The following is a 17,151-nucleotide window of genomic DNA, read 5'->3' as shown; positions in this document are numbered from 1 at the left end:
TTCGCAATTCGCAATTCGCAATGGGCTACGCCCCGCTACGCTAACGCAATTACGTCACAAATTTTGTGATAGCGTACTACTCTGTGGAAGCAAGCTACGCGTAGCGTCTCCTACTCGCTTCTGTTACATTCTTATGAATTTTCAATGAATTAATCTGAGCATTTTTCTCTTTTATGTCTAAAATTCAGCGCAACAAAGACTCTTTCTGCAAAACTGACAAACTTAGAAGCGTATTTATCCGTTTTAGGCATATCCTCGTGAAATACGTAAACCAAGTCGTAATTCCTACTAATTTAAACGTATCTTCTATGACAATAGGCATATTGGTAAAAATTTTGTCACAAATAATTGATAATCCAAAAAATATTACAGAAGATAATAGAATCAGAAATTCAGTTTTCTTCAGGATAGCTTTAAATTTTAGAAAAAATATTAATCCAAGTGCGACGTAACTTACGTAAATGATCCTTTCATTAATATGTAAATAATCTGGAAATATACTGTCATGAATTAAAAAAAAGTCATCTAATAGTAACAAAGATGTCAGGAGTCCAGAAAACAAAAAAAATGAGGAATATTCTTTAGCTCTAATATCTTTTTTGAGTAGTGCGTAACTAAAAAGGCAGATGCTTGCACAAGAACACCAAAACAATATACCAATATTTGAGAAAAATCCCACATAAAAAGGCGCATTCATTATGGCAGAGGGATCTCTCGTCAAATAGTCGGCAGGTATTTTGGTTTTTAATTTGAAAGCTATTACCAGTAAAGAAAATGGAATAATTGTTGCTAAAAATGTTAATAGAAAAACTTTAAATTGATCAAGATAGCTTGATTTTTGAAAAATTAAGTTTGTCATGAGTTCCCACCTTAATTATCTAGTTCACTTCCCGCAGCTATTTTTAGCCTTTTAAGGATTATTGTTTTAGGCTTGAATATCTGCTGTGGAAATATGATTTTTCTACCCGCGTAAGATGACTATTTATGGACATATGCGGTGGATGACTGATAAAGATAAGTTTACTTATCAGCCCAGATATTCACCAAACATACTTCAGTATACTTAGGTCATAAAAGAGTAATTTTTGTAACTTGATAAACTGCTTGATTAGCTCGTTAAATGTGAAACACCTGCTTTACAAGGGTATAGGATTAAGTAAAGGTTAAGTAACAATTATGGAATTATTTCATACATCCAAAAAATATTCAAGTTATTTATATCTTGATTTTTTGAAGTTTTGATGAACTTTGCCATCTCAATGGGCATAATCTAGATAAGCTGAACCATATTGAATTTCTGTCATCCATGATTGAAATAGACATCTCCAAAAATTAAATATGCCTTATCCAGAAACCTTGTAGAGACGTAGCACTGCTACGTCTCTACATCCATTTTCGGAGATGTCTAATGGCTCTATAGCAATATAAAAAGAATAATTGCATTGATTTAGATTGTGCCGAAATGCTGGAAAGTCATATTTATCTGTATCACAAGTTCATCTCTGCATAAGGCATCATGAGGGGAATTCAAATTTTAGCTGCCTTTTAAGCAGGGTTGGATGAGCAGAAACAGAAGAATCTAACGATTGTATTGGATAATTTAGTTTTTGGAGTTCCCTAAATATTCGTGTAATAGAGAGTTTCTACTTTCAAATGTATTAATCCATGACCTCTAGAAGTTAAGGGCATCCCCAGTCTAGAAGGTCATGTGGAGCATACTAAATTACGCTTTAGAATGCGGATTGCTATCAATCTATAAGCTCGCCCATATTAAAATCTATTCTTATCCAACCTTTGAGTTTTCGTAAATTGTCGAGAATGAGTAAGGGAATCTGCCAGTGATGTACCATCAGGAAGGGTAAGGGATCACTCACCTCAAAAATTGCTTCTTTCCCCCGCCTGATGTTTCTTACCCAGGTTTGCAGTTGCTTAAACGATCTAATCTCATTCAGCCGCCAAACTTCGTGGTACAGCCAATAGGTTGGCTTACTATCACTAAGAGGCTGCAAAGATTCAGCCAGAGGCTCCTTACCAAGATAGGCATCCGCTACTCCTGGATGATTGTAAAACATAGTAATGGCGGAGTGAGTCCGGGGATTACACTCAATCGCGTAAACAGTTCCATCTTCTGCTTGGATAAAGTCAAAGGAAAGTTGCCCGGTTTTTCCTAATTCTTTGGTAAAATGACTCGCCCATTGCATAATTTCTCGCTGATCAACGTTTTCGTAGTTGACTTGAAAGGCGGATGACTCACAGCAGCAGTACATTCTTGACTCTCCATCTCGCGCGGTAGTGTGAGTACAGTATTCCTTTCCAGGGATGAATTCCTGCATAATCCAGGGCTTCTCCTCACTGATGGGCAGACTCTTGACAAATGCTGCTGTTTCTGATTTTGTATCGCAAGGTAGCTTGGTGAGATTCAAGCGACGCACTTGATCGTAGGGGATGCTTTTAAGAATGTATTTGCGTTTCTCCTGAGAAAAGTCGAAGTTGAGGACTTGTTCGGGATCGGTAATTTTGAAGGATTTGGGGACAGATAAACCGAACGATCGCGCTGTTTCAGAAAAGGCAAACTTGTCATCCAGGAGCTTTGTGATATCAGCATCGAAGTGGAAAAACTCTACAAAGTCTGGTAATGGTGGCTTGCCTTGATCGTAGTGAATAACGGAAAAAATCGCTACCGGGATAAAAAAGTCGATCTTTTCTGTTTTAGCGATCGCGTGTAGGGTTTCAACATAGCCTTCTAAGTCTTTGCTGGGATCGGGAACAGTATAAAAGCCTGCAACTGAGTTGGAATATTTATTACCACTGGGCCAGAATTTCTCAATGTCAATTATAATAACCCGATGTCCAGCAGCATGAAATGAACGCGCTAGCTGAAGAGTTTTAGTCATTCTCGCGCCAGCAATCAAGATATTTTTAGAATTGGGGTTGACAACAATTGACTTATTGAATGGTTGCTTAAGAAAGCTCCACAGTAGCGATGTTAAGACGACGATACAGTTTAAGGGAAATGCGATCGCTAGTAATACAAGAGTGCCCAAGTTTTGGAACACTACAAAAATATTCTTTCTCATAGTTAGAATTGTGACATCAAAGATTGTATTTTTTCCTCGTCAAATATTTTGAAACAATTGCAACTGCTTTAACGAGCTAATTTGATTAAGTCTCTATTCGTGTTCAAGCCAATAACTAGGCTGACTATAACTTAGGGGTTACAGAGGTATTGCCATATTTTATGTCTTCTCCAAACTGTATGAGTTTGCCGATGTTGAAATCAATCCTCACCCAAGTTCGTAAGGAGCGCAAACTATCAAGTAATAGCAAAGGAATGTGCCAATGATGTACCATTAAAAACGGTAGTGGATCGTTAACTTCAAAGATTGCATCCTTTCCTCGCCAAATATTTTTAAACCACTTTTGTAACTGCTTTAACGATCTAATTTCATTAAGTCTCCAAAGTTCGTGATAAAGCCAATAAGTAGGCTTACTATCACTCAGGGGTTGCAGAGGTTCAGCCGGAGGCTCTTTACTAAGATAGGCATCCGCTAAACCAGGATGGTTATAATACATTGTAATTGCAGAGTGAGCGCGAGCATTGCACTCGATCGCATAAATCGCCCCATCTTCTGCCTGAATGAAGTCAAAACAAAGTTGTCCAGTCAGTTGTAGTTCTTTGACAAAATGACTCACCCACTCTTTAATTTCTGGGTGTTCAAAGTTTTCGTAATTGACTTGAAAAGCAGATGATTCACAGCAGCAATGTACCGTTAATGCACCATTTCTCACTGTATCATGAGTACAGTATTCTGTACCGGGAATAAACTCTTGCAATATCCAAGGATTATCTTTACTAATTGGCTTACTTTTAACATGAAGCGCCATTTTTTCGTAAGGCTCCATTGGTAGCTTGGTCAAATCCAAGCGTAAAACAGAGTCATAGACAATACTTTTGAGAATGTACTTGCGCTTTTCGTTGGCAAAGTCGAATTTAAGAACTTGTTCGGGATCTGTAATTAGGAAGGTTTTCGGAACAGATAACGAGAATGATCGGGCAATTTCTGCAAAAGTAAACTTGTTATCCAGCATCTTCATGGTATCAGCATCGAAGTGGAAATTCTCGCAATAGCCTGATAACACTGGTTTGCGCTCGGAGTCAAAGTAGCTGGCAGCAAAAATACCTACCGGGACAAAAAAATCTATGTTTTCTTTTTTAGCGATCGCACGCACGGCTTGAGTATAACCTTCTAAGTCTTCTTGCGAGTCAGGAACTGTGTAAAAGGCAGCCACAGAGTTAGAAAATCGATAACCACTGAACCAGTATTTGTCAAGATCAAATAAAATGACTCGATGCCCAGCAGCGTGAAATGATCGCGCAAGCTGAAGGGTTTTGGTCATTCTACCACCACCGATCAAGATGTTTTTAGGATTCTCGTTCGATACCACAAGATTAGCATCCGATCTGCTGAAAAAATTCCACAGCAGCGATGCAAGTACGACAGTACAGTTAAAGGGAAATGCGATCGCTAGTAATGCAAGAGTGCCCAAGTTTTGGAATATCGCAAAAATCTGCTCCCTCATAGTTGTAATTGTGACATGATATATGCTTGGTTGACTCAATAAAATTCTTCAAGAGGGGTAAACGTCTCTATTTTTTTGCTAAATGTAGAATATTTATTCTTTATTTTTTAGATAGAGATTGCCTGGAGTAGAAATAGGTGTTGCATAAGCAATTGAAGTCATTAGATTTTCAGGTGATCGCTCTATTTTATAGCCAGGGTGTATATTAAAGTTCTATTACTTATCGCTAGCGAAGACCTTGTGTTATTCCAAGTCAGAAGAAAGGTAAAAAGGTGATTTGCCTGACATTAGGTTATACTCAACGCTTCATTGATCGCCGTCGTAAATAACTCATTTAAAGGAATTCCCGCCGCGTTCGCCGTACAGGCAATTACCGCGTTATGGTCAAAAATACAAAACAACCCAGCTTCTAAGAACCAAGGTTGTCCCTGTGGGTCGATCCGGAAGTCAAATAAACTATAATGGCGACAGCCCAAAGCCAAATGACACTTCTTAACTTCTTGCTGAACCTTTTGGGTGATCGGGTCATTAATATCTACAATCCAACCTGGGACATAATTTTTAGCAGTTGAAGCCAAGTCGCCCTCAATTGGTATTTTGAATTTGTCAGTATAGCTGCGGATGGGTCTGGTTTCCGGGTCTATCTGATACTCTTCAAGGGGTAAACCGATTAGTTCCCCATCTTTGACAATAGCGCCGCATCTGACTTCTCGACCGGCTTCAATGAATGTTTCTACAATCACTTCATCTGCAAATTCAAATGCTTTTTTCAAGGCAGCGTCATACTCACTCTTTTCTTTGACTAAGGACACCCCTAAAGAGTTATCGGCATTTGCGGGTTTGATGACTACTGGAGGTGTAATTGTCGGAACGTCTCCTTGGCGGAGCAGTTCTCCAGAAGGCACTTTTACCCCTGCTGCTGCGACAATTGCTTTGGTTCTGGCTTTGTGGGCTGTGATTGCCATGACATCGGGAGTATTGCCTATATAAGGGATCTTAAGCAAGTCGAATAGTGCCCGGTAGTCAGTCATTCCAGGGAGACAAAACATTTGTGGCAACATCAGGTCAATGTTTTGCGTTGTTATAAAATGTATGGCATCTGATAAAGACATCGGTTTAGCGGCAGCAATATCTTCTGGACTGAGAGAGGAAGGAAATCGCCACAGGCCATCGAGTGTGATGTATGCAATCAGAAAGTCATAGAGCGATGGATTTGCCGTAGCTACCAGACAGCTTTGGGCGTAATTGCGTGACAACTGACAGTAAAAATCATTGTATGCAGATCCAACTAAATGAAGGATGCGAAGTACTGGCATGATTCATATTCCTAAATACTGCTGTATTTTTATATAAAGGACTTCCAAATAAAAAAATATTCAATTAACTCTTGTGGGGTGGGCATCTTGCCCGCCCTATGGACTGGGCGGGCAAGATGCCCACCCCACAATGTTGAATAATTTATTTCTTGGAGTTCCCTAACAACTGCGATCGCAAAAAACAGCTTCAGGGGAGATGAGGAAGCAAGCGAAAAATTATTCTTTTGAAGTCTAAGCCAAGGCTTAGACTTCTCTGCTCATTTCCTCATCTTTCGATTACACAACGCGTCTAATCAGGGTTATACCATCTCGGATGGGTAAGAGAACTTGCTCTACACGAGGATCGGCGGCAACAATCCGGTTGAACTGAGCGATCGCTTCACCGTTGGCGGTACGTTGTTCGGGTGGTAAGTAAACTTGTCCCTGCAACAAAGTATTATCCACACAGATTAAGCCGTCGGGAGTTAGTAAGTTACTATCCAAAATGGTCTGGAAGTACTTTACATACTCTTTTTTATCCGCATCAATGAAGATCAGATCAAATACTTCTTTTCTCGCAGCCAGATTGTAGAGCGTCTCTAGAGCAGGTGCTACTTCCACAACGATTTTGTCGCCGTGGGGAGACTCACTAAAGCAAGCTTGAGCAAATTCAGCAACATAGGGATCTACTTCGCAACCGATAAGTTGCCCATCACTTGGTAATGCTTCTGCCATTGCTAAGGCTGAATACCCTGTGAACATTCCTACTTCTAGAATACGCTTTGCCTTGGTCATGTGAACAAACATTTTCAATGTCTGTCCTTCAAGATGTCCTGAGAGCATCTCCTGCTCTAGTTGACGCACTGTTTCACCATCACTGAAGCGCTTGCTCCAGTCTTCAATGCTTGTTTTTTGCGCCAATGCTGTCAATGCGCTCGATTCGGGCGTGGTGTAATCATCCAAGTAGGGATCTAAACCTGCCGCTAATTGAACTCCCTGCCGCAAAGAATCTAATATCTCTATGGGAATGTTCTTCTCTTCTGCCAATTTGAGGGTTTGCTGTAGCTGGGCTACTAAGATACTGTGTGGCGTTATCGGCCTAGCTGTTTCTCGTCCTAAAACACTCGTCATATTTTCACACCCCTACTAGCTTGGCTTCTTGACTTTCAATGTATGCGTCAACACCTTTCCCACCACGAGGGTATTTAGCACAAAGACGTTTGTGTTCGGCTAAAGCAGCATCAAGTTCTTCACGAGTCAGATCGTTGGCAAAGAAGCACTCACCAATCGGACAAGGCATGGCTGCACGTAGTTTGCCGTCTCGTGTCAAGCTTATAGACTGGGTAGCATCCCAGAGCAAATCCCCATCTAGTAGAGGATGATCGAGTGATAAACCTATACGACTCATCAAGTCTAGGATGCGATCGCGCTCTCCTGTTGGAATATAGCCCCGTTGTGCTGCAATGGTTGCAGACAAAGCCATATCTATATTGACCGCATGACCATGATATAGGGGTATCTGAGGTGCTAATTCTAGAGTAGGACTCCAAGTGTGACCGTAGGCAATAACGCGATCGAGGTCTAGTTCATGCAAGTTAGGAGTCTCTAACTCCAACATAGTTTTGATTGCCTCATAGTTGACTTTATGGGCAATCTCTTTAATTTCCGGTGTCGCATTCACATGTCCAAAGTGAGTGGAAAGTAGTTCTTCGCCATACTCGTATAGCAGTTCAAAGACTTCGGAGTTAGAAACTACAGCGATTTTTACCAACTCTGCCATCCCATTACGAACTTGAGAGGTTGGCAAGGTTTTCAAAAATGAGAAATCCAGGATCACTTTCAAAGGTGCATGATATGCTCCCAAGCGATTTTTTAACTTGCGGTGATTAACTGCTACCTTAATCGCTACACCTGCATCAATCAAACCAATCAACGTGGTAGGAATGCGAATATAGTTGCTCTTGCGACGGTAAGAAGCGCAAGCAAACCCAGCCACATCAGTAACTAGACCACCACCGACGACTAAGACTGGTTCTTTACGAACTAAGCCAAAATCTGAAAAAGCGTCAACAATTTTTTCAAACGTTGCCAGGGTTTTAGCTGGCTCTGTAATCATGATCGGAAATACTGTCAGATCAATGTCATAGTGCCTAAAATATGACCTGATCTGATCGCCATAAAGTTCATGGACGTTGGCATCAATTACAGTCAGACAGCGACCAAATTTCGCATAGCTATCTGCTATTTCTCTGTTTTGAATATCAAATGCACCGTTCACATAGACAAGACTAAAATCGATTTTTTCGTAACCTTGCACGTGAAACGCAGCTTCCGTAGCTTCAAAGGATGCTTGAACTTTATTCATGTGTATTGACCTTATTCCAATTAAAAAATTGTGAGATTTCGGTAATAATTCCGATTTACCCTAATGTTATGCCAGCAGAAAATAATGCTCTTTATCGTTTGAGATTAAAGAGATCACTAAATGAGCTTTCAAGAAAAAAGCTTACTTATATTTCTGACTGGCAATGTTATTAAACAACACCATTCATTGGAGTAAATTCTGTAGTTGGACTAATCTCTAATTTAAGATAGCCTCTAAAGTAGTCAACTAGTCCCAGTATCAAGATTTTTCCATAATACTTGCACGCTTTCTTTCGGGATTATTGACTTTAGTGAGAGGAAAATTCATCTTAATTGAGATTTATTCCACTATGTTTTACTTTAGTGGCTTTCCAACTGTACGATTCCGCAAAAATTCTATCCTAAAAAACTGATTGTATCGTTGATCCCCAAGCTTAAATTTGAGATTAGAACCTTGATTAACTGTTAGTTCGCTGTTTTTTAGCATTAGTATCAAACCTTATATCGCTAAACTCAGAATCTTATATTTACTTCAGAATAACAGTAGACTTTACTTTTAGGAAGTTTATCTGAATTTTTATTAACTCCATTATGTTTGTCTCTATCAAATTTAAACCATTAGACTTTGCAAAAGTCCTATTTTAGTAAACTAACCATATTGTTTTTCTCCAGGCTGAATTTGAGATTACAGGCATGATTAATTCTCAGCTAACTGTTTTTTAGCATTAGTCTCAAACCATAAAATGGTTAAAAACAAATATGACTCACTACACTCTATTCAGAGTGGCAGTAAAACTCTTTTTTCATTCAATCAAGTTACTGCTCAGTATTCAACACACCTACCTCGGTAACTCCTAAAAATTCAGAATTTAAAAATATCTAAGTTTTTAGTAACAAAACCTTAACTTTGTTTAAGGAACGGGTGTGTTTTAAAATTTTCTAAGTTTGCTTGAATTGCCTTTAAAGTTCTAAATTAAGCTATTTAAGCCTAATTTAGCAAATAATCTTCCATCTGGTAAATTAAAATTACAACACAAATCATAACATTAGAACGATAAAAATCATAACATATGTAAATATATTTAAGTCAATCCACCATACGGAGTGTACTGAATAACAAGACTTTTTTAAAAAAGTATGTCTAAAGATAGATATTTTATACAGAAGATGGAATTGACTTATTTGAACCTGATATTATGGAGGGTTGCCAAAATTTGTCTTGTTTAGAATCCAAATCTCTACTAAACTGGCTCTTAAGCAAATAATCCGAGCAAAGACAACTTGGTATTACTTATGTCTGCGTATAAAACAGACAATGTTCAGTAAACCACAAACTTTTGAAAACCAACATGGCCGGAGGCAGCTATGCTGGAGGCACAGTTGGTAAATCCCATAAATAATAAATTTAGGGGTTTCAAAGAATTAAGTTTACATATATTGAAATTCTCTCGCCGACTTACTGAAGCTACACTGGATGCTTCAGAAGGCAGAAAGCTGTAACAAAACCTCGTCTACCTTGAGAACCGTAGTTTTGTAGGTTGGGTGCAGCGATAGCGTAACCCAACATAAAATTTGGTGGTAATGTTGGGTTGCGTTTCACTCCACCCAACCTACATAAATATATCTTTTAAAAAACTCTAGGTTTCAACATAGATGAGGTTAAATTAAGGATTTTGGCAATCTGTCTCTGTATCAATTTAAACTTCAACCTATAATTCATCATTTTAGTTGGCGCGATCGCTTAGTTACTTTCGATATAAAAAATTGAGTATTTTTAACAAACAAAATTTATTTAAATTACTTTTAAAAAATCTTAATATTTCTCAATCTAGGCTAAAAAAATATTGAGATTGGATTAAGAATTAAGAGCGATCGCTTTGTAAAGGTTAATTGATATTTCTTGTCAAACTGCTGGTGAAGATAGAAACTAAAGAAATACAATACACGCAATTATTTTATGACTGCTATTTCTAACATTGAATTCAAACGGCCAATTTGGCAAACCGCTATCATATTGACATTGGGCTTTTGGCTCAGTGCTAGTCTAGTTTTAGACTGGGTAATTATGCCTAGCCTTTATCTCTCTGGCATGATGAGCCAAGCTGGTTTTACGACAGCAGGCTATACGATTTTTTGGAACTTCAATCGGATGGAATTGTTATCTGCTGCTGTAGTTCTGACTGGGGCACTAGCTTTGAGCAAAACCCGATATCACTGGAGTATTGGCAGTATTGTTTTATCTGTGTTGCTGCTAACAATAGCTATACTTGACACCTATTTCTTAACTCCGCAGATGTGCGCTATAGGAGTTCAACTCAACCTATTTGAAGCTGCTACTGCTATTCCATCGACAATGAATTTACTACATGGCAGTTATTGGGTACTGGAAGTAGTTAAGCTGGTAGCTGGTGGCACACTTTTAAGCTGGTTCTGGCGGGAGCAATTTTAAGTAGATGGAGAACTATAACGGTAAGAATGTCCACTTTTAAATCTCACACCAAAGACGCAAAGAATTTCTTTGCGTCTTTTGCTACATATACCTTATGGGTTAATCAATGTGATGCCTACGACGCGCTACGCCTACGTGAACAATTTTGTATTTATGTTTGTGATTTTTAAAACTTCAGATTTTTCGAGCAAATTGCTACTATAAAATAATTTACTTATTAAAAGTGTAATTCAATAAGTATACAAAATTATCTTTTACTGTACATTTTTAGCCTGCCCGGTCATCCGAACAAATAAATACTGAAAAATAATATTAATTAGTTTTCATGTTTCCTTTACTGATTTATCATGAAGTTTATATATTTCTGCTAACTTTTTTGGAAAATTATAGTAATCTGAATTTTAGTGGTTACTTACTTGTTATCTACCATCTAGCCGAAAAGAGCTATTGTGCAGGTATGTGCTACCAATCAAGAATTTCGCTGCAAGTTCTTGAATTTGTCACTCCAAATTGTGTAAGGTGAGTATTTAGCTCCACACAGCATTAGAATCCGTTTCCAGTGATTATGAAGAGATTCCCTTCTGCTGAACTAGTCGCCTGTGCATCTCACCACACACCATCATGGCAGCAATTATCAGCTAACTCATCCTTGGTCGGAGGTTATTATTCTTGTTGTGCAAGTGAAAATTTTGCCCAATCCCAACTTTAAGAGTTGCTCTACAATCACAAACCTAAGTAAGGCATTGATTTTTTAATACTTAGTTTTTAATGATACTTTTTCTCTGGAAGAAGTTACCATCAAGAATAAATTTCTTGGGAAAGTCTCGACCACTTTTGTAATGCCTACAAAAGCTGATTTTTCGCGTTATGTGAAAATCTCAACGCGAAACCTAACTCCGCAACCCGCAACCCTTGTAGGGAATGGGAAACATTCAAAGCCTCTCAAGAGCAGGAGAGAAAAATGGAAGTGCGGTTTTCCAGATAAGAATAAAAAGTCGGCTACAAAAACATAGGTTGTCAGCACGGACTTAATGCTCAAAACCCTTGATTAAAAGGCATTTACGTCTACGTTACAGTAGGTTTTGGTCGTTTTCGACTTTAGCATCAGGGGCAAAATAACTTTGGCAATAAAACTAAAGTATCTACAATTTCAGGCTACTAAATACGGAGAACAATGATCCTTTTGTGACTGATGGGCGAGAGCCAATGGTCTGTGCGTTTCACTTGAGTTACTGTTAGATTGGCTAGATTAGCGAAAGATACAGACAACCGATCTAATTTTTGAAATACTATATCCTGGCAACCAGTCGGGACAATTTTGCTATTGGGCAATAATATGGATTGGTTTAGTTGTAATTCGTGCTTTATAGCTTAACAGAGATTGGTAAATTAAGAGTTGGGGGGTGTGGAATATCTGTACTTACTCAAATGTGACCGCTATATTTATCTGAACAGTACTTCCAACAAAGTCGCGGTGAATTCCGAAAAGGTAATTCACTAATTTTACCTGCAAATGTTAATTTTATTCCAGAGCCATCCCAATGAAGACACTTCCGATTAGTAGATACAGATTTTTCCAAAAGCTCCAGCCTTTATCTCTGTTGAAAAAAATCACTGGTAAGTCGGTTACTGGTTGTTTACAAGTGTTTAGCACGTCAGGCTCTTGGTCAATATATGTGGATGAGGGTAAACTAATTTATGCCTGCTACTCAGAAAAAATGTTTGAACCGCTATACAGGAATTTGCAACGCTTGAGTCAGCAAGTTTCTACTCTCCCCAACGGGATTCACGAGCAGTTGCGGGCGATATTTGAAACTGGTATTGACAATCAGGCAATACCGAACCCAGATTATCTGGCTATTTGCTGGTTAGTCAATCAGAAATATATCAGTCCCTCTCAAGCGGCGATACTGATAGAGCGATTGGCGCTAGAAGTTCTGGAGTCATTTCTGAACTTAGACGAGGGAAGTTATGAATTTATTCCTGAAAGCTTTCTAGATGACATGCCAAAGTTTTGTCATCTGAATCTCCGCTTACTAGTTGAACGATGTCAAACACCCCCAAGCGCTGGCGTTAGCGTCTTTGAAAGAGAAACTTCTGTCTGCGACACGCTGCGCGAACACAGAGAAGCGGCTTATCGTCCAACATCGCCAACTTCTCAATCGCGCTCCTCACAATTGTTCCAAATAAATGAACTGAAACCTAAAACTAAAACTACACCGAAGTCATCTATAACGAACGGCTATAAACCACCATCCTACTCTATTAATACTAATAGGGGCCAACGAATTACCCAACCTCCTGTTGACAAAAAAATCTACACAATCTTTTGTATTGATGACAGTCCGACGGTATTGAATACTATTAAAAGCTATTTAGATGAGCAAACATTTTCTGTTATAGGAGTCACCGATTCTTTAAAAGCTTTAATGCAAATTGTTCATACCAAACCCGACATAATTTTGTTGGATATCTCAATGCCTAATTTAGATGGATATGAACTTTGCTCTCTACTGCGTAAACACGCAAATTTTAAAAATACACCTGTGATTATGGTGTCAGGAAACGTAGGATTTCTAGATAGGGCTAAAGCTAAGATAGTAAGAGCATCAGGCTATTTAACTAAGCCTTTTACACAAGGAGATTTACTAAAAGTAATCTTTCAACACATTGTTTAATTTACTAATGATAAAAAATAACTCCATGAAAACCAGCATATTTTTTGGAGATTTCAGGTTGAGAATTACCTGAATTGCTAACATTTTATTTATAGAAGATTGACCACTTTAGTAGTTTTGAGGAAGTGGTACATCTCCCAGTATTTCCAAAAGCGATCGCTCCATAACTATACTGACAAATTTATTACCTTCCAAGTTGAGGTGAATGTGATCGTGATACAAACCTTGTGGATTGGTAGTTGAATTGAATATCGGTAAAAAGTCTATATAGTTAATTTGCTTTGCTCTGGTAAAGTCATTCAAGCGCTGGCGAGCATTGATTTCATAATCACGAGGGCCTGGTACACCAATTTCTCGGAGTAAGGGAGTCATAACTAATAGAAATTGGCTGTTCGTTTGGCGAGTTAGGGCTTGAATTTTGCCGATTGCTTCCAGATTAATCCCAACACGATCGCCTGCTTCATTTTGCACTGCTTTCATTTCGGGAATTGGCTGTTGCTTGGCAATATAACGTTGCCACACTTCCACCAATGCTAGGAGAGGTTTACTATCGGGATAGTTGCGATCGCGTCCTACGGGTAAAGAAGTGGGAGGAGTGGCAAACAAATCATCGGTATTAATTAGTAACACTACCACGTGGGCGTTGAAATTGCTAAATTTCTCTAAATAAGCTAACTCATTCCTTGGCCCCCAAGAGTTAGCTGAAGCATTCAACACTTCTACTTCCTGATAATTGCTATTAGTGGATGATGCCAGAGAACGCATCATAATGGTGGATATTGTATTAGTCTGATCTGTCCACCAGCCACCATTAGCGATAGAATCCCCTAACAGCAAAACTCGCAGCCTAGAAGGTGCAGGCGTCTTCTGAAGCGGACTACTTCGCATAGAATACTCATTAATTTCAATGCGATTACCAAAACGACGGGTACGCTGGTTAGGAGCTAATAAATAACCAATCTGTTCATCGCCAATGTAAATTAAAGGATTACCAAAGCCAAAGAGCGATCGCAGTCCGATCTCGACTACCACAAACAATCCCACAACCACCACCAAAATTACGAGCAGCACCACTTTCACCTACCCACACCCTTTTCTACTGAGTTGCTTTTCAACGATAGTAACTGACGCCTTGGGCATTGGAAAGAGGCACAGAGGCGGGGTGTACGAGATAAAAATTTTCTTTTAAGGAAAGATATTCTCTGTTTTTCCCCACTCCCCAGGCATCTGATTAAGCGGATTAATATATATTGGAATGTGTTTAATAAGCTTAAAAACAGCAATTGTATAGCTGTTAACTGTCTATCTAATGGTTTACTAAAACTTTGATATATTTTGGCTATTTTTGTGTGAGAGTATAGCAGTGTTTTATAGTGATATAATTTTTGATTATAATATTACTACAATTACAATTGTCATCATTTTATCAATTAAATAATTTGGCGAAAAATTTTTCGAGGTTAAGGTAGGATGATCAAAATAGTTACACGCAAATATTTAGGCAAACAAAATGTCTATGACATTGGGGTTGAGCATGACCATAATTTTGCAATCAAAAATGGCTTAATAGCTTCCAATTGCTTCAATAAATCCCATTCGACTGCCTATGGTTATGTAACTTACCAAACAGCATATTTAAAAGCTAATTATCCATTGGAATATATGGCGGCACTGTTAACGGCTAATAGTGGCGATACCGATAAAGTACAGAGATACATTACTAACTGTACTAATATGGGTATTTCCATAGATCCACCAGATATTAATCGTTCTGGTGTTGATTTTACGCCAACATTGGGAAAGATTCTGTTTGGATTTTCGGCGGTGCGGAACGTGGGACAGAATGCGATCGCTTGTATTTTGGAAGCGAGAAATGAGACAGGATTTAAATCCCTCGCTGATTTTTGCGATCGCGTGGATTTACGTGCTGTTAACCGCCGGACATTGGAATCGCTGATTTACTGCGGAGCCTTTGATAAAATTGAATCCAACCGTCAACAGTTAATTAACGACTTAGAATTAGTGTATGATTGGGCACAATCTCGCGCTAAAGATAGAGCCAGTGGACAAGGGAATCTCTTAGATTTATTAGGCGACGGATTTTCTTCTGCTACGAATAAAAGAGCAAATAATGCCTTTGAAACTGCTCCCAAATCTAAACCTGTAATGGATTTACCTCCACAGAAAAAGTTGCAGATGGAGAAAGAACTATTAGGCTTTTATGTATCAGATCATCCCTTGAAATCCTTACGGCAAATAGTACCACTTTTGACTCCGATTAACCTTTCGCAACTGGGAGAGCAAAGGGAAGAAACAAGACTTTGTGCAGTTGTCATGTTGAATAACGTGAAAAAAGTGGTTACGAAAAAAGGCGATCAAATGGCAATTTTGCAAATAGAAGACCTGACGACACAATCAGAAGCTGTAGTTTTTCCTAAAACCTATGAACGCATTAGTTCCCTACTCCAAGTTGATACTAGATTGATTATTTGGGGAAAAGTAGATCGACGCGACGAGCAAACTCAATTTATTCTTGAAGATGCAGAACCAGTGGAAACAGTACAAATGGTAATGGTGGAGTTAAATCCCCAGCAAGCAGGTAATATCGAAGAACTACATCGCTTGAAAACAATTTTGCAAGAACAGTCAGGAGACAAAGAAAAGGCAAAAATGCCAGTGATTGGAATTATACAAACTGAAAATTCTCGGAAACTTGTTCGCTTGGGTTGGCAATTTTGCGTGCAAGATTCTAGAATAACCGTTCAAGCTTTGCAAAATGCCAGCTTTCCTGCTCATATAAAATCGCTGACTGGTAGCTGAAGCCAGAAGTGAAAAGTCCACCCATACTGAAAAGCAGCTTAGTTTTCAGTCTTACCAAACTGTCAACAGTAAATTGGCTTAAGTATTTGGGGTTTTAATCGTTTTTTTAGTTACTTATGCGGATGATGATTTCCTTTAGGGAATGGTATCTTTTGATGCTAATACCCTTAAGGCTGCGACCGGGGGAAGGAGTTAGAACTTGATGATCGTAAATGAGCTACATAAATTCGTTTCATACTGTAAAATCATTCAACCCCAAACTCAGGAGGACATTCAAAAATTTTTTGAAGGAGTTATCTTGTTTCCTTATGACAAGGAACTTCTATTGCAAGCTTATTTATTTCTGAATATTAAAGAATTGTTTCCCTCGTGCGCTGAATTACTGTTATTTGAAAAATCTCCCATTTCAGATTATACAGATTTGGGAAAGTGTGATTTTGTCTACTTAACCTTTAAAGGTAGCCTGTTTTTAATTGAAACTAAGTTTATCGATACAGAAGCAACAGGAGCTACAGAAAGAAAAAGAAGAAATAAACACAGAAACAAGGTATTTGAGCAAGTTATTACTTTGAAAGGTCGGTTTAGTGAATATTGGAATATGAGGCTAGATCAATTAGAATGCGGAGTTTTCACAACAGATGCAGAAGTTGCTTGGCGAGGAAATGGTGTGAACGTCACATCTAAATCAATATCTATAGAACATCTGGAAAAATGGCGAAGAAGCTATCACAGTAGTGAAAAATTTTTATCTCATCAAGATGGGTCAAAGCTTGAAAAAAAGGTTAATTTAAAAGGTTGAGCCAAGACCCAAGTATACTTTTTACGATGATTTACTTCTCCTAACCTTGTACAACCAAATTAATGCAAGTTATACGGTCACTCACCGTATAACTATTTAAGCAAACAATAATACTGATGCTGACTCATCTGAGTCATTCTTTGTTATTAAGTACTCCTGAAATCA

Annotated in this window: 12 protein-coding genes; 4 read left to right on the top strand and 8 right to left on the bottom strand. The window is 38.5% G+C overall.

Translation table 11 applies throughout. The features are described 5' to 3' along the window. Positions 1 to 184 precede the first annotated feature (184 nt). The 7 genes from VB740_RS07335 to VB740_RS07305 form a co-directional block, all read right to left on the bottom strand. A complete protein-coding gene (locus tag VB740_RS07335; RefSeq protein ID WP_323199384.1) occupies positions 185 to 859 on the bottom strand; it encodes a hypothetical protein in 675 nt (224 codons plus the stop codon). Between the two features lie 889 nt (positions 860 to 1,748). Beyond that, positions 1,749 to 3,077: an ATP-grasp domain-containing protein gene (locus VB740_RS07330; RefSeq protein WP_323199383.1), complete on the bottom strand. Its 1,329-nt coding sequence runs from the start codon at positions 3,075 to 3,077 to the stop codon at positions 1,749 to 1,751. Between the two features lie 124 nt (positions 3,078 to 3,201). Continuing rightward, entirely contained in the window at positions 3,202 to 4,581 is a 1,380-nt protein-coding gene (locus VB740_RS07325) for an ATP-grasp enzyme (RefSeq protein WP_323199382.1), read from the bottom strand. A gap of 287 nt (positions 4,582 to 4,868) precedes the next feature. Continuing rightward, entirely contained in the window at positions 4,869 to 5,897 is a 1,029-nt protein-coding gene (locus tag VB740_RS07320) for a D-alanine--D-alanine ligase (RefSeq protein WP_323199381.1), read from the bottom strand. Positions 5,898 to 6,173: 276 nt separating this feature from the next. Then, positions 6,174 to 7,007 carry an O-methyltransferase gene (locus VB740_RS07315; protein WP_323199380.1) on the bottom strand — a complete coding sequence of 278 codons (834 nt, stop codon included), beginning with the start codon at positions 7,005 to 7,007 and terminating at the stop codon, positions 6,174 to 6,176. Between the two features lie 4 nt (positions 7,008 to 7,011). After that, complete coding sequence (locus VB740_RS07310) at positions 7,012 to 8,241, bottom strand: sedoheptulose 7-phosphate cyclase (protein ID WP_323199379.1); 1,230 nt, start codon at positions 8,239 to 8,241, stop codon at positions 7,012 to 7,014. A gap of 1,464 nt (positions 8,242 to 9,705) precedes the next feature. Further along, positions 9,706 to 9,840, bottom strand: coding sequence for a hypothetical protein (locus VB740_RS07305; RefSeq protein ID WP_323199378.1), 135 nt, complete (start codon positions 9,838 to 9,840; stop codon positions 9,706 to 9,708). A gap of 357 nt (positions 9,841 to 10,197) precedes the next feature. Here VB740_RS07305 and VB740_RS07300 point away from each other — a divergent pair, with 357 nt between their 5' ends. Then, entirely contained in the window at positions 10,198 to 10,689 is a 492-nt protein-coding gene (locus VB740_RS07300; protein ID WP_323199377.1) for a hypothetical protein, read from the top strand. Positions 10,690 to 12,230: 1,541 nt separating this feature from the next. Beyond that, positions 12,231 to 13,367: a response regulator gene (locus tag VB740_RS07295; RefSeq protein WP_323199376.1), complete on the top strand. Its 1,137-nt coding sequence runs from the start codon at positions 12,231 to 12,233 to the stop codon at positions 13,365 to 13,367. A gap of 108 nt (positions 13,368 to 13,475) precedes the next feature. On the opposite strand, the gene VB740_RS07290 is transcribed toward VB740_RS07295, so the two are convergent. After that, a complete protein-coding gene (locus tag VB740_RS07290) occupies positions 13,476 to 14,447 on the bottom strand; it encodes an SGNH/GDSL hydrolase family protein (RefSeq protein ID WP_323199375.1) in 972 nt (323 codons plus the stop codon). 390 nt (positions 14,448 to 14,837) lie between these two features. On the opposite strand from VB740_RS07290, the gene VB740_RS07285 reads away from it, so the two are divergent. Together VB740_RS07285 and VB740_RS07280 are read left to right on the top strand one after the other, a co-directional pair. Continuing rightward, positions 14,838 to 16,187, top strand: a complete 1,350-nt coding sequence (locus VB740_RS07285; RefSeq protein ID WP_323199374.1) for an OB-fold nucleic acid binding domain-containing protein — start codon at positions 14,838 to 14,840, stop codon at positions 16,185 to 16,187. Positions 16,188 to 16,389: 202 nt separating this feature from the next. Then, on the top strand, positions 16,390 to 16,986 hold the full coding sequence (locus VB740_RS07280; RefSeq protein WP_323199373.1) for a hypothetical protein: 597 nt from the start codon (positions 16,390 to 16,392) through the stop codon (positions 16,984 to 16,986). Positions 16,987 to 17,151 lie beyond the last annotated feature (165 nt).

The sequence above is a fragment of the Nostoc sp. UHCC 0251 genome (assembly GCF_034932245.1).
Taxonomy (GTDB): domain Bacteria; phylum Cyanobacteriota; class Cyanobacteriia; order Cyanobacteriales; family Nostocaceae; genus Nostoc.
The sequence above is the reverse complement of the archived record's forward strand: the minus strand, read 5'-3'. Positions and strand labels throughout refer to the sequence as shown.

What these genes read in the sequence shown, in the direction of transcription:
- VB740_RS07335 (WP_323199384.1), bottom strand. Translation starts at nt 859, where the DNA reads ATGACAAACTTAATTTTTCAAAAATCAAGCTATCTTGATCAATTTAAA.
- VB740_RS07330 (WP_323199383.1), bottom strand. Translation starts at nt 3,077, where the DNA reads ATGAGAAAGAATATTTTTGTAGTGTTCCAAAACTTGGGCACTCTTGTA.
- VB740_RS07325 (WP_323199382.1), bottom strand. Translation starts at nt 4,581, where the DNA reads ATGAGGGAGCAGATTTTTGCGATATTCCAAAACTTGGGCACTCTTGCA.
- VB740_RS07320 (WP_323199381.1), bottom strand. Translation starts at nt 5,897, where the DNA reads ATGCCAGTACTTCGCATCCTTCATTTAGTTGGATCTGCATACAATGAT.
- VB740_RS07315 (WP_323199380.1), bottom strand. Translation starts at nt 7,007, where the DNA reads ATGACGAGTGTTTTAGGACGAGAAACAGCTAGGCCGATAACGCCACAC.
- VB740_RS07310 (WP_323199379.1), bottom strand. Translation starts at nt 8,241, where the DNA reads ATGAATAAAGTTCAAGCATCCTTTGAAGCTACGGAAGCTGCGTTTCAC.
- VB740_RS07300 (WP_323199377.1), top strand. Translation starts at nt 10,198, where the DNA reads ATGACTGCTATTTCTAACATTGAATTCAAACGGCCAATTTGGCAAACC.
- VB740_RS07295 (WP_323199376.1), top strand. Translation starts at nt 12,231, where the DNA reads ATGAAGACACTTCCGATTAGTAGATACAGATTTTTCCAAAAGCTCCAG.
- VB740_RS07285 (WP_323199374.1), top strand. Translation starts at nt 14,838, where the DNA reads ATGATCAAAATAGTTACACGCAAATATTTAGGCAAACAAAATGTCTAT.
- VB740_RS07280 (WP_323199373.1), top strand. Translation starts at nt 16,390, where the DNA reads ATGATCGTAAATGAGCTACATAAATTCGTTTCATACTGTAAAATCATT.